17 protein-coding genes are annotated in these 12,503 nt (G+C 64.9%); 10 read left to right on the forward strand and 7 right to left on the reverse strand.

Translation table 11 applies throughout. The annotated features are described in order from the left end of the window. Positions 1-36 precede the first annotated feature (36 nt). From QRN25_RS07855 to recR, 3 genes are all read right to left on the reverse strand, one after another. Positions 37-1,587: a DNA recombination protein RmuC gene (locus QRN25_RS07855; protein WP_285018475.1), complete on the reverse strand. Its 1,551-nt coding sequence runs from the start codon at positions 1,585-1,587 to the stop codon at positions 37-39. 83 nt (positions 1,588-1,670) lie between these two features. Beyond that, a complete protein-coding gene (gene def / locus QRN25_RS07860) occupies positions 1,671-2,240 on the reverse strand; it encodes a peptide deformylase (protein WP_285018651.1) in 570 nt (189 codons plus the stop codon). A 62-nt stretch (positions 2,241-2,302) separates the two neighbouring features. Continuing rightward, positions 2,303-2,899, reverse strand: coding sequence for a recombination mediator RecR (recR, locus tag QRN25_RS07865; protein WP_285018478.1), 597 nt, complete (start codon positions 2,897-2,899; stop codon positions 2,303-2,305). A gap of 60 nt (positions 2,900-2,959) precedes the next feature. On the opposite strand from recR, the gene fmt reads away from it, so the two are divergent. Further along, positions 2,960-3,868: a methionyl-tRNA formyltransferase gene (gene fmt, locus QRN25_RS07870; RefSeq protein ID WP_285018480.1), complete on the forward strand. Its 909-nt coding sequence runs from the start codon at positions 2,960-2,962 to the stop codon at positions 3,866-3,868. Positions 3,869-3,870: 2 nt separating this feature from the next. Here the strand turns inward: fmt and QRN25_RS07875 are convergent, their stop codons facing one another. Beyond that, a complete protein-coding gene (locus QRN25_RS07875; protein WP_285018482.1) occupies positions 3,871-4,395 on the reverse strand; it encodes a cupin domain-containing protein in 525 nt (174 codons plus the stop codon). Positions 4,396-4,491: 96 nt separating this feature from the next. Between QRN25_RS07875 and truA the strand changes: the two genes are divergently transcribed. Beyond that, positions 4,492-5,238, forward strand: a complete 747-nt coding sequence (truA, locus tag QRN25_RS07880) for a tRNA pseudouridine(38-40) synthase TruA (RefSeq protein ID WP_285018484.1) — start codon at positions 4,492-4,494, stop codon at positions 5,236-5,238. 19 nt (positions 5,239-5,257) lie between these two features. Here the strand turns inward: truA and QRN25_RS07885 are convergent, their stop codons facing one another. The 3 genes from QRN25_RS07885 to QRN25_RS07895 form a co-directional block, all read right to left on the reverse strand. Beyond that, the gene (locus QRN25_RS07885) at positions 5,258-5,923 is read right to left on the reverse strand and encodes a hypothetical protein (protein ID WP_285018486.1); all 666 of its coding nucleotides are present in this window, start codon (positions 5,921-5,923) and stop codon (positions 5,258-5,260) included. Positions 5,924-6,008: 85 nt separating this feature from the next. Next, complete coding sequence (gene cobS / locus QRN25_RS07890) at positions 6,009-6,998, reverse strand: cobaltochelatase subunit CobS (RefSeq protein WP_285018487.1); 990 nt, start codon at positions 6,996-6,998, stop codon at positions 6,009-6,011. 63 nt (positions 6,999-7,061) lie between these two features. Further along, positions 7,062-7,778 carry a winged helix-turn-helix transcriptional regulator gene (locus QRN25_RS07895; protein WP_285018489.1) on the reverse strand — a complete coding sequence of 239 codons (717 nt, stop codon included), beginning with the start codon at positions 7,776-7,778 and terminating at the stop codon, positions 7,062-7,064. Positions 7,779-7,848: 70 nt separating this feature from the next. On the opposite strand from QRN25_RS07895, the gene QRN25_RS07900 reads away from it, so the two are divergent. The 8 genes from QRN25_RS07900 to QRN25_RS07935 all read left to right on the forward strand — a co-directional run bounded on the left by QRN25_RS07900 (position 7,849) and on the right by QRN25_RS07935 (position 12,496). Further along, on the forward strand, positions 7,849-8,277 hold the full coding sequence (locus QRN25_RS07900) for a VOC family protein (RefSeq protein ID WP_036524588.1): 429 nt from the start codon (positions 7,849-7,851) through the stop codon (positions 8,275-8,277). A gap of 28 nt (positions 8,278-8,305) precedes the next feature. Continuing rightward, a complete protein-coding gene (locus QRN25_RS07905; RefSeq protein ID WP_285018492.1) occupies positions 8,306-9,010 on the forward strand; it encodes a glutathione S-transferase family protein in 705 nt (234 codons plus the stop codon). A 1-nt stretch (position 9,011) separates the two neighbouring features. Beyond that, positions 9,012-9,383, forward strand: coding sequence for a DUF1428 domain-containing protein (locus QRN25_RS07910; RefSeq protein WP_036524583.1), 372 nt, complete (start codon positions 9,012-9,014; stop codon positions 9,381-9,383). Positions 9,384-9,386: 3 nt separating this feature from the next. Then, complete coding sequence (locus tag QRN25_RS07915; protein WP_285018495.1) at positions 9,387-10,211, forward strand: VOC family protein; 825 nt, start codon at positions 9,387-9,389, stop codon at positions 10,209-10,211. Between the two features lie 71 nt (positions 10,212-10,282). Next, positions 10,283-10,909: a glutathione S-transferase family protein gene (locus tag QRN25_RS07920; protein ID WP_271183435.1), complete on the forward strand. Its 627-nt coding sequence runs from the start codon at positions 10,283-10,285 to the stop codon at positions 10,907-10,909. Continuing rightward, positions 10,906-11,385, forward strand: a complete 480-nt coding sequence (locus QRN25_RS07925) for a VOC family protein (RefSeq protein WP_285018497.1) — start codon at positions 10,906-10,908, stop codon at positions 11,383-11,385. The genes QRN25_RS07920 and QRN25_RS07925 overlap by 4 nt, the downstream gene beginning before the upstream one ends. Further along, positions 11,385-12,035 (forward strand): glutathione S-transferase family protein, encoded by a 651-nt coding sequence (locus tag QRN25_RS07930; protein ID WP_285018498.1) that lies wholly within the window; start codon positions 11,385-11,387, stop codon positions 12,033-12,035. Before QRN25_RS07925 ends, QRN25_RS07930 begins: the two co-directional genes overlap by 1 nt. 11 nt (positions 12,036-12,046) lie before the next feature. Continuing rightward, positions 12,047-12,496: an SRPBCC domain-containing protein gene (locus QRN25_RS07935; RefSeq protein ID WP_285018499.1), complete on the forward strand. Its 450-nt coding sequence runs from the start codon at positions 12,047-12,049 to the stop codon at positions 12,494-12,496. Positions 12,497-12,503: the final 7 nt, after the last annotated feature.

Genomic DNA, 12,503 nt, shown 5'->3' on the forward strand with positions numbered 1-12,503 from the left:
GGGAATGACGACGACTATACGCTTTGTTCCAGCGAGTTACTCCGCAGCCTCGGCGGCTTCCTCGCTACTATCCTCGATCTGAATGCCGGTATCAGCATAGCGCGGGGCGGCTTCGATCGATGGGACGTCATCGGAAATCTCGCGCTTGCCAATCTTGATGTGCTTTTCGCTGAGGCGGCGGGCTCGGCTCATCACGTTGCCCTCGTAAGTGCGGGCGAAGTCGTTGAAGCTGTTGACCGCGCGGCCCATGTGCACACCGACCTTGGACAAGTCGTCCTGAGTCTTGGCGAGGCTGTCGTAGAGGTCTGCGCCCAGCTTGCCGATCTCGCGCGCTTCGCGGGCAAGCCCTTCCTGCTGCCAGACTTGTGCAATCGTGCGGGCGATCGCGACGAGGTTCGTCGGGCTCGCCAGCAGCACCTTGCGGTCGAATGCGAAGTCCCAGAGGCCCGAATCATGGTCGAGGGCGGCGGCGATGAAGTGTTCGCCCGGCACGAACATGATCACGTAATCCGGCGCATTCTCGAACTGGCTCTGGTAGCTCTTGGCGCCGAGCGTCTGGATGTGGTTGCGCATCGATGCCGCGTGCTGGCCCATGAAGGCGAGGCGCCCGGCCTCGTCCTCGGCCTCGAAGGCATCCTGATAGGCGTTGAGCGAGACCTTCGCGTCGATCACCAGTTGCTTGTTGCCTGGAATGCGCACGATTGCGTCGGGGCGTAGGCGGCCCTCCTCGGTATTGATCGACTGCTCGGTCTCGAAGTCGGTATGCTCGGTCAACCCGCACTGTTCGAGCACGTTCTTGAGCTGCTGTTCGCCCCAGCGTCCGCGCGCCTTGGGCGCGTTGCGCAGCGAGTTACCGAGCCGCACAGCCTCCGCGCGCACCAGTTCCTGCCCGACGCGCAGCGCCTCGATCTGACCGGTGAGCTGGCCGAAGGCATCGACGCGCTTGGCCTCCAATGCCGCCACCTGATCCTCGTAGCTCTTGAGGCGCTGGCCAACCGGCGTAAGGATCGAATTGAGGCGTTCGGCACTAGCCTTCTCGCTCTGCTCGAAACGCTCTCCCGCGCGGCGCAGGAATGCCTCCTGCGCGCCAGCCAGCACTTTCGCACCGGCGTTCTCGAACTCCTTGCGCAAGGCTTCCTGCGCTTCGAGCAGCAGGCGCTTCTGCTCGTCGAAGTTCGCCGACTTTTCCCGCAGGGTCGAAAGTTCGTCCGACAAGCCGCGCTGTTCACGCAGCAACCCGTCCACGCGTGCGGCATGTTCGGTGCGGGTCTTGTCGAGAACCTGCGTCAGCTCTGCACGGGTACGTTCGACCGCTGCGGCGCCGTCATGACGCAGGCGTTCGGTCAGGGCTTCATGGTCGGTGCGTGCGCGGTCGAGCGCCTGCTCGAGCGCATCGGCCCGCCCGGCCCGCTCGCGCGCGGCTTCAAGATCGGCGAAAGTACGTAAATATTTGGCGTCGCCTTCGCGTGCCTCACGCTCACGCGCTTCGGCTTGCGCCCGCCATTGCGCGGTCGGGCGCGAACCGAAAAACCAGCCTGCAGCGAGGCCGATGACGAGAGCGAGAATCGTGGCGACTACAAGTTCCATGGCTCCAGCCTAACTGGAACATTTCAGGAACTCCAGTCCTCGACGGCGATTTTCCACCGGGGCGCGAAACGCCCCGGAAGAAATCAGGCGGCCTTGCGCAGCTTTTCGAGCTTCTTGAGCGCCATCTGGCGCTTCAGGCGCGAGAGATGGTCGATGAAGAGGATGCCTTCGAGGTGGTCCATCTCGTGCTGGAGGCAGATCGCGAGAAGACCGTCCATGTCCTCCTCGTGCACCTTGCCGTCGAGATCCTGCCAGCGTGCGCGGATGCGCGAGGGCCGCTCCACATCGGCGAAGATCTCGGGGACCGAGAGGCAGCCTTCCTGATAGACGATATGGTCTTCGGACGGATCGAGGATTTCCGGATTGATGAAGATCCGGGGTTCCTTCTTGGTCGGCTGATGCGTGTGGTGGTGATCGCCATGCGACGTGCAGACTTCCGGCTCGGCGTCCTCGTCGTCAGGCTGGAGGTCGATCACCAGTACACGGAGCGGAACGCCGACCTGGATCGCGGCGAGACCGATGCCGGGAGCGTGGTACATCGTTTCGAACATGTCATCGACGAGCGTTTTAAGCTCGTCGTCGAACTTTTCGACGGGGGCCGAGACCTGCTTGAGGCGCTGGTCGGGAACTTCGAGGATTTCGCGGATAGCCATCTGCGCCAGATAATCGCGAAAGCCCGATTTCGCAAGATCAGGCACCGCAGGCCGAAATCGCGTCAGGCGACAGGACGACGAGCGCGGATCGCCTGGGCCAGTGTGCCCTCGTCGAGATAGTCGAGTTCGCCGCCGACCGGCAGGCCGTGCGCCAGTTGCGTTACCCGCACCGGGAAGCCTTCAAGCCGCTCGGCGATGTAGTGCGCAGTGGTCTGGCCTTCGAGCGTGGCGTTCATCGCGAGGAGCACTTCATCGATACCGCCCTCCCCGATCCGGCGCAGCAGGCTGTCGATCGCCAGGTCTTCGGGGCGGACGCCGTCCAGCGCCGAGAGGCGGCCGCCGAGCACGTGATAGCGCCCGGTGAACAGGCGCGCGCGGTCAAGCGCCCAGAGGTCGGCGACTTCCTCGACCACGCAGATCGAGCGTGCGTCGCGGCGGGGGTCGGCGCAGATGCCGCAGGGGTCGGTGGTATCGACGTTGCCGCAGGTCCGGCACTCGACCAGCGCCTCGCGCACGGCGTCCAGCGCCTCCAGGAGTTGCACCAGCGAGGTTTCCCGCCGCTTGATCAGCCACAGGACGGCACGGCGCGCCGAACGCGGGCCGAGGCCGGGCAGGCGCGACAGGGCGGCGGTCAGCGTCTCGATCTCTTGCGATGCCATGGATCGGGAGATAGGGCCTGCGCCTGATCTTAGAAAGCCCGCTCAGGAGTTCCCCACATCATGCGTATCATCTTCATGGGAACGCCCGATTTTGCGGTCCCCGCTCTGGTTGCTCTTGTCGAGGCGGGGCACGAGGTCGTGGCTGCCTATACGCAGCCACCGCGACCCGGCGGACGGCGGGGCAAGGAACTGACGCCCTCGCCCGTGCAACGGGAAACCGAAGCGCGCGGGATCGAAGTGCGCCATCCGGTTTCGCTGAAGGGGGCGGAAGAGCAAGCCGCCTTCGCCGCGCTGGAAGCAGACATTGCCGTCGTCGCGGCTTATGGGCTGATACTGCCGCAGGCGGTGCTGGATGCGCCGCGCCTCGGGTGCCTCAACATCCATGCCTCGATCCTGCCGCGCTGGCGCGGTGCGGCGCCGATCCAGCGGGCGATTCTCGCAGGCGATCCGACCACGGGGATCACCATTATGCAGATGGAAGCCGGGCTCGATACCGGACCGATGCTGGCGACGCTGCGCACAACGATCGACGCGAAGACGGCCGGGGAACTGACCTCCGAACTTGCGGAACGGGGTGCGCAACTGCTGGTCGGCACCCTACGCGACCTCGCCGTTCACCGCGCGGTGAAGCAGCCGGAGGACGGGGTGACTTACGCGCGCAAGATCGACAAGGCCGAAGCGCGACTCGATTTCACCGCAAGCGCGGTCGACGTGGAGCGTCAGGTGCGCGCCTTCATGCCCGTGCCGGGCGCGTTCTTCGAACTGGACGGCGAGCGCTACAAGGTGCTGGCGGCGCGGATCGTCGAGGGCTCCGGCGAGGCGGGCAGCACGCTCGACGATGCTCTGACGGTCGCGTGTGGGGAACAGGCGCTGCAGGTCACCCGCATCCAGCGCGCGGGCAAGCCGGCCATGGACGTAGCCGACCTGCTGCGCGGACGCCCCATTCCGGCAGGCACGAAGCTGGCCTGAGTTTAGGCCTTCTCGGGCATCCGGCGCTGCGGCGGCACTTCGTCGGCCCAACGGGCGTGGCCTTCGCGCAAGGTCGCGGCGGTCTTTTCCCATGCGCTGAGGGGCTTGTCCCGGACGCGGATGTTGAAGCTGTCGGTGCCCCGAAATTCGAGGACTTCGGCGCCTTCCGGGCCTGCGGTGTAGGCATAGGGCACTTCGGCGCCGACGAAGAAGCCGTCGCCAGCAGCCAGCGTCTCGGTGCCCATGCGGATCGAGCCGGCGACGATGTAATAGAGGCAATCGCAGTCGTGGCTGTGGAGCGGCAACGGGAAACCGCTCTTCACCCATAGCCGCGCGAGGCTCATATCCTCGCGGCGGTAGGGGACGTCGGCATATTCGCCCCTCACCTGCATCGCCTCCATCAGCAATGGCTGGGCGGCGGCGAGGTTGGGCGTATCACCCTCGTAAGTCATGCAGTCGCACTCTTCCAGCGCGGGGGCATCGGCGCCGCGGAAGATCTGGAAGCGGGGCTCTTTGTTCTCGGCCATGGCAGGTTCCTTTCCCGGTGAGCGGATGGTGACACCGGATGTGCAGGACGCCAAGCCCATTGCGCGGCGGCACCAGTCCTGTATCGGCGGGGCGAAATGACCCGTTTTGCGCTCACTCTCGAATTCGACGGCAGCCCGTTCATGGGGCTGCAGCGGCAAGCCCATGGTCCCTCGGTACAGCAGTCGGTCGAGGATGCGGCTTTCGCGGTCACCGGCGAGCGCGCCATCATGCACGCGGCCGGGCGCACCGATGCCGGAGTCCACGCGCTCGGAATGCGCGCTCATATCGACATCGCGAAGCCGTTCGAGGCGTATAAACTGCTGGGGGCACTCAACGACAGGTTGCGGCCTCATCCCATCGCGGTCCTGTCCTGCGAGGTCGTGCCCGACGACTGGCACGCGCGGTTTTCCTGCGTCGGCCGCGCCTACATCTACCGCATCGCCAATCGCCGTGCCCCGCTGACGCTGGAGAAGGGCAAGGCATGGATGGTGCCCAAGTCGCTCGATGCCGAGGCGATGCACCGTGCCGCGCAGATACTTGTGGGACTGCACGATTTCACCACGTTCCGTTCGGCGCATTGCCAGTCGAGTTCGCCGCTCAAGACGCTCGACCGGCTGGAAGTGCGGCGCGAGGGCGAGATGGTGCTGATCGAGGCGGAAGCGCGCAGTTTCCTGCACCATCAGGTGCGCTCGATGGTCGGCTGCCTCGCGCTCGTCGGCATGGGGCGGTGGAGCGAGGAGGATCTGCGCGAGGCGCTTGCCGCGCGCGATCGCCGGAAGCTCGGCCTCAATGCGCCACCGGACGGGCTCTACTTCGTCCGGGCGGTCTATCCCGAGGCGTGAACCGGCCGAGCAGAACGCCTCAATAGACCGGATCGATAGACCAGCCGGTCAGCTTCAGCATCGCCAATCCGATGTCGCGCACTTTGCCGATGCGGGGGCTCCACGCCTTGTCGAAGCGGTAGCCCTTGGCGTCGACCGCCTCAAGCACCCATTCCGCGCCATCCGTACCCAGCGGATCGGCAATACCACATTCCTTGAGGACAGGCCGACGGTTCGCGACCGAGGATACCACTGTCAGCCACGATCCCGCCAATGCCGCTTCCAGCATGGCGGCTTCCTCCTTGCGCAACGGACGATCGAGGGCCGGGCCGGGCACACCGGGGTCATAGCCGCCCCGTCCCGTCAGCGCGGTCGCGACCAGCCGCGGTGCCGCTGTCCCCAGCCCCATCACACGCACTACTACGGGTGCATGGAAGCTTCGTAGCCAGGTAAAACGGATCACGCTGCCCAATGCGTTGCCGGTGCCCGCCATTTCCGCAAGCGACGGCTCCTTTGCCGCATACAGGAAGCGCGAATACCATTCCCGCTCGAACGCACTGAGCTGTGCCGCGCTTCGGACTTTGCCCTGATGCCGACATTGCGGGATCTGCTCACTCAGCGAAGCCGGGAAATAAACCGGAACGCGGCTGACCGCTAAGCCCTGCGCCGCCAGCAGCAAGGGAACCGTGAATATCATCCCAGCCATTTCAATCTCCACCGGTGATATGAAAAAAACGGGCGCACTCCCTTGGGAGCACGCCCGTTTTTTGCATCTTCGAACACCTTCAGGCTTACGCCTTGGCGACGACGCTTTCCGGCAGATCCTGCCCGAATACGCGCTGGTAGTATTCGGCCACCAGCATGCGCTCGGTCTCGTCGCACTTGTTCAGGAACGAGAGGCGGAAGGCGAAGCCGACGTCGTTGAAGATCGCCGCGTTCTGCGCCCAGGTGATGACCGTGCGCGGGCTCATCACCGTCGAGATGTCGCCGTTCATGAAGCCCTGGCGCGAGAAATCCGCGACCTTGACCATATTGGCGATCACCGACTTGTCGATCTGCGGCACCTTGGCGGCGACGATGCCGGTCTCGGTGGCGTGCGGCAGGTAGTTGAGCGCCACGACGAGGTTCCAGCGGTCCATCTGGCCCTGGTTGATCTGCTGAGTGCCGTGGTACAGGCCCGAGGTGTCGCCAAGACCCACCGTGTTGGCGGTCGCGAACAGGCGAAAGTGCTTGTCCGGACGGATCACGCGGTTCTGGTCGAGCAGGGTCAGCTTGCCCTCGGTTTCGAGGATGCGCTGGATCACGAACATCACGTCCGGGCGGCCCGCGTCGTATTCGTCGAACACCAGCGCGACAGGGTGCTGCAGTGCCCATGGCAGCAGGCCCTCGCGGAACTCGGTCACCTGCATGCCGCCGCGCAGGACGATGGCGTCGCGGCCGATCAGGTCGATGCGACTGATGTGCGCGTCGAGGTTGATGCGGATACACGGCCACTTGAGGCGCGCCGCGACCTGTTCGATGTGCGTCGACTTGCCGGTGCCGTGGTAGCCCTGCACCATGACGCGGCGGTTGAAGGCAAAGCCCGCCAGGATCGCGAGCGTGGTGTCCGGGTCGAACACGTACGTTTCGTCGAGATCGGGCACGCGCTCGTCGGCCACGGAGAAGGCCGGGACCTTCATGTCGATGTCGATCCCGAAAGTCTCGCGCACGTCGAGTTCGATGTCGGGAGCGGCCAGTATGGTGGCGTCGCGATTCTCGGTCTGGGTCTTGGAGTCAGTCATCGTAGGGCATCGCGTATAGGACCGGCCGCTGCATCGCAATAAGGTTTGGGCGACTTGCCTTGCTCAACTCGCGCATTTGGGAGGGAGGCTGAACAGATCGACGAAGCGCTGGACCAGCGATGGGTCGCCTTCGATCCGCAGTGCCTGAACCTCCTCGCGCGGCCACTTGCCGTAGAATACCGCGAGGAACGGGAACCCGCCCTCGGCCGCGAAGACCAGATCGGGTTCCGGATCGCCATTGCTGGAGGGATGGATCGCCAGATCGCCCTGCCCCAGCCGCCCGGTGAATTTGCTGACACCCACCTCGAAGCGCACCGTCAGTGCCAGATCGCCGATCCGCTCGGGATGGATCATCGTGCGCAGCGAGAGCATCAGCGAGACCGGCGTGATCGGCAGCGTGGGATCGTGGAGGGTCGAGCGCACCGCCCATCGCCCCAGTTCCTGCATGACGGGCTCCAGCGCCAGGCCCCATTCGGTGAGTCGATAGACCTGCACCGAAGCGGGCGGCGGCAGCACTTCGCGCGCGACGATACCGGTTCCTTCGAGGCTCTCCAGCCGCTCGGTCAGCGTCTTGGCGCTCAGGCCCGGCAATTCGGCGCGGATCTCCGAGAAACGGCGAGGGCCGAGCATCATCTCGCGTATGATCGGCAGCGACCAGCGTTCGCCGATGAGTTCCATCGCGAAAGCCGCCCCGCAGGCATCCCCATACCAGCGGCCATGTGCGCGTTTCACACTGTCCGTCGCGCTTTCCGAACGTATGGTTTCTTTTTGTGACTTCATGGTTGCTTTTAGTTACCACTGAGGTCAGGTTCGGGCAAGAGGCGATTCGCCCTTCTGAAGGAGAGAGCAGATGGCACGCATGATCTTCGTGAACCTCCCCGTCACCGATCTGGAGCGCTCCAAGGCGTTCTACACGGCGCTCGGCTTCACCAACGAGCCGCGCTTCACCGATGACACGGCGGCCTGCATGGTGTGGTCGGAATCCATCTTCGTGATGATCCTGACGCACGACAAATGGCGCACCTTCACCGACCGCCCGATCCCCGACACCGGCTCCAGCGAAGTGGCGCTGTGCCTTGCATGTGAAAGCAAGGAAGAAGCTGCGGAGATGAAGGCCAAGGCTGCGGCGGCAGGCGGCACGCCCGACATCAATCCGCCACAGGACTATGGCTTCATGGTCAGCCACGCCTTCACCGACCTCGACGGGCATGTCTGGGAGACGATGTGGATGGACCCTGCCGCCGCCTCGGGGGAAATGGAAATCCCGACCACGGCGTGACATAAAGAAACGGGAGAGGGAGAAGACGATGCCTATCGATCCGACCTCACAGATAGAGATCACCGCCTACGAATGGGTGCCCTCCTTCGCGCAGGGGCAGGTCCGCGACTTGCGCCCGCGCTGGGCCTGCGAGGAATACGCCCTGCCCTACAAGGTGCGCCTGATCAGCGCGATCGAGCGTCCCGAATGGTACTATGACGACCAGCCCTGGGGGCAGGTGCCCTTCGTCCGTGACGGCGAGGTCGGGATATTCGAAAGCGGCGCAACGCTCATCCATCTCGCCGAGAAGGCGGCCGCCCTGCCTCCGACCGGCTCGCAGGAACGGGCAAAAGTCCTGAGTTGGTTGTTCGGCGCGTTCAACTCGATCGAGCCTTTCGTGATGGAGTTCGTCAACTGCACGTTCTTCTCGCGCAAGGAGGACTGGGCGCCGCTGCGCCGTCCTTCCCTCACTACCGCGCTGGAAGGCCGCCTAAAGCGCCTCGAAACGGCGCTGGGCGACGACGAGTGGCTGGCCGGGGACTTCTCGATCGCCGATATCGCGATGACCACGATCCTGCGCGCCATCCCCGACCCGTCCGTGCTGGCGCCGACGCCCGCACTCGCGGCGTACGTCGAGCGCGGCATAGCTCGCCCTGCGTTTCAGCGTGCGCTGGAGGCGCAACTCGCGCCTTTCGCCGAGCATGATCCGAAGACCAAAGCCAAGGCCGAAAACCCTGCCAAGGAAGGAGTCTGACATGACCTACGTAGAAGGTTTCGTGATCGCCGTCCCCAAGGCGAACAAGGACAAGTTCATCGCCCACGCCGAGATGGGCGACGCCGTCTTCATGGAGCACGGCGCCACCCGCGTTCTCGAATGCTGGCAGGACGACGTGCCCGAAGGCAAGCAGACCGACTTCTTCCGGGCGGTGGAGTGCAAGGAGGACGAGGCGGTGGTCTTCTCGTGGATCGAATGGCCCGACAAGGAGACCCGCGAAAAGGGCATGGCTGCGGTCATGGACGCGATGAACACCGACCCGCGCATGGATCCGGAGAAGAACCCCATGCCTTTCGACGGCATGCGCATGATCTACGGCGGCTTCCAGCCTGTCGTCACGCTGGGAGGCTGAGCCATGGGCAACCCTGTAGGCAGCTTCATCTGGTACGAGTTGATGACCAGCGATTCCGACGCCGCGGCCGCGTTCTACGGCAGCGTCGTCGGCTGGAAGATCGGCGCCAACGTCATGCCGGAAATGACCGGCGATTCCGGCATGGACTACCGCATGATCGAGCGCATCGATGGCGGCGGCGCGGGCTGCGGCTATACCGGCGGCGTCTTCGCACTCGACGACGCAATGATCGGTCAGGGCGCGAAGCCCGGCTGGATGGGCTACATCTACGTGCCGGACGTGGATGCCAAGGTGGCCGAGATCACGGCCGAGGGCGGCTCCGTCCACGTGCCTGCCACCACCATGGAGGGTGTCGGCCGCTTCGCCATGGTGACCGATCCGCAGGGCGCCGCGTTCTACGTGATGACGCCGGAACCGCCCGCCGACGATCCCGACGCCACCAGCGACGTGTTCAGCGTGGACAAGCCGCAGACGGTGCGCTGGAACGAGCTCGTCACGCCGGACGACGATGCGGCGGTGGCCTTCTACACCACGTACTTCGGCTGGACCCAGCAGGGCGCGATGCCGATGGGTCCGCTCGGCGACTACCGCTTCCTCCAGCTGGAGGACGTGCAGATCGGTGCCGTCATGCGCAAGGCGGATTTCATGCCGGTGCCGGGCTGGACCTACTACATCGGCGTCGATGACATCGACCGGGCGCTGGCGGCGGTGAAGGACGGCGGTGGCAAGCCGATGGGCGAGCCGCAGCAGATCCCGACCGGCGAATACACCGTCCATGCCTTCGACCCGCAGGGTGCGTACTTCGGCCTCGTCGGCCCGCGCGGATAACCGGGCAGGCGGTGATTGACGCCGCCTGTTCGTTCCATCAATGTTCCACCCTCATCTAAGGGAGAATCCCGATGGCCGACTACACCTTCTTCACCAACCCGATGTCGCGCGGACAGATCGCCCGCTGGGCACTGCACGAGGCCGGGGCGGACTACGAACAGGTTCTCGTCGACTGGAAGGACAAGCCCGCCGCGTTCCTAGACGCCAACCCGATGGCCAAGGTGCCGACGCTGATCCATCACGCCGATGACGGCGACCGCGTCATCACCGAGGCCGCCGCGATCTGCCTCTACCTGGCGGAGATGAACCCGGAAGCGCACCTGCTTCCCAACGACGGCGAGATGGCGGACTACTACCGCTGGACCTTCTTCGCCTCCGGCCCGATCGAGCAGGCGATCACCTCGCGCGCGCTCAAGTTCGAGCCGACGCCGCAGCAGGAGATGATGGCCGGCTGGGGCAGTTTCGAACGCACCCTCGCCGCCATCGAGGAAAAGCTGGCCGAGGACGACTGGGTCTGCGGCACCCGCTTCACCATGGCCGACGTCTATGTCGGCAGCGCGATCGACTGGGGCATGACCTTCGGCATCATCCCGCCGCTGCCCCCGCTCGTCGCTTACGCCGAACGTTGTCAGGAACGCCCCGCCTACCGCACGGCCAAGGGCATCGACGGCAAGCTGATAGAGGAGATGAAGAAATGACGGCCAAAAACCGGATCTGCCTCTGGTACGACGGCACCGCCGAGGACGCTGCGAACTTCTACGCCACCGTCTTCCCCGACACCCGCGTCGATTCCGTCCAGCGCGCGCCCGCCGATTATCCTGACGGCAAGCAGGGCAACGTACTTGTCGTCGAATTCACGGTGATGGGGATCGAGTGCATCGGCCTCAATGGCGGGCCGCAGTTCCCGCAGTCGGAGGCGTTCTCGTTCCAGGTCGCCACCGACACGCAGGAAGAGACCGATCGCTACTGGAACGCCATCGTCGGCAACGGCGGGGCGGAAAGCATGTGCGGCTGGTGCAAGGACAAGTGGGGCCTCAACTGGCAGATAACCCCGCGCGCCCTCACCGATGCCATGGCGAACCCCGACCGCGCCGCCGCCAAGCGCGCGATGGAAGCGATGATGACGATGCGCAGGATCGACATCGCCGCGATCGAGGCGGCGGTGAAAGGCTGATGCTGGCACTCTACGGCCACCCCTTCTCGTCCTACACCTGGAAGGCGCAGATCGCGCTGCTGGGATCGGGGCTGGAACATGAGTTCCGCATCGTCGACGGCGATCACCCCGATCATGGCAAGATCGTCGCCATGGCCGGACCAGCGGGCAAGTTCCCGGTCCTGCAGGACGGCCAGAACCTGATCTTCGAGGCGACTTCGATCATCGAGCACCTGCAACTGCACCATGTCGAGCCGGATGTCCTGCTGCCCTCCGATGCCGAAGCGGCGATCGGCGTACGCATGCTCGACCGGGTTTTCGACAACTACGTCATGGGCAACATGCAGGAGGTCGTGAACGAATACATTCGCGATGCCGAAAACCCGGACATGACCCGCATCGGCGAAGCGCGGGAACGGCTGGAACGCAGTTACGCCTGGTTGGAGGGCTGGCTTCAGTACTACCCGGCGCAAGGCCAGGTTACCCTGATCGAGTGCGCCGCCGCGCCCTCGCTGTTCTACGCCGACTGGGTCCTCCCCATCGCCGAGACATTCACGCGCCTGAAGGAATGGCGCGCCCACCTGCTCGCCCTGCCGCCGGTCAGCGCCTGCGTCGAGGCCGCCCGCCCGTACCGCGCGTTCTTCCCTCTGGGCGCGCCTGATCGAGATTGAGGAGAACAACGATGAGCAACGAACTGTCTGTCACCCGCTACATCGCCGCACCGCCTGCGAAAGTGTGGGACGTCATGGCCAACCGCCAGAACGAATGGTGGTGCCCTACCCCATGGCGCGCCGAGGTCGATGAACAGGACAAGCGCCCCGGCGGCGTCTGCAAGATGACGATGTACGGCCCTGACGGCGAAGTCATGCCCCAGAACGGCATCTACCTTGCCTATGAGGAAGGCCGCCGCTTCGCCTCGACCGATGCGGTGGTGGACGATCTCCAACCGAGCGGGCCGTTCATGATCGGCATCTGGGAAGTCGCTCCGGAAGGCGAAGGCACGCGCTATACCGCCACCGCCCGCCACTGGAGCGCGGATACCTGCAAGCAGCATGAGGAAATGGGCTTTACGCAAGGCTGGGCCGCCTGTGCGGACCAATTGGCAGCGATCTGCGAGGGCGAGGACGAATAACGCGCCC

This window comes from Novosphingobium sp. fls2-241-R2A-195 (assembly GCF_030209485.1).
Taxonomy (GTDB): domain Bacteria; phylum Pseudomonadota; class Alphaproteobacteria; order Sphingomonadales; family Sphingomonadaceae; genus Novosphingobium; species Novosphingobium resinovorum.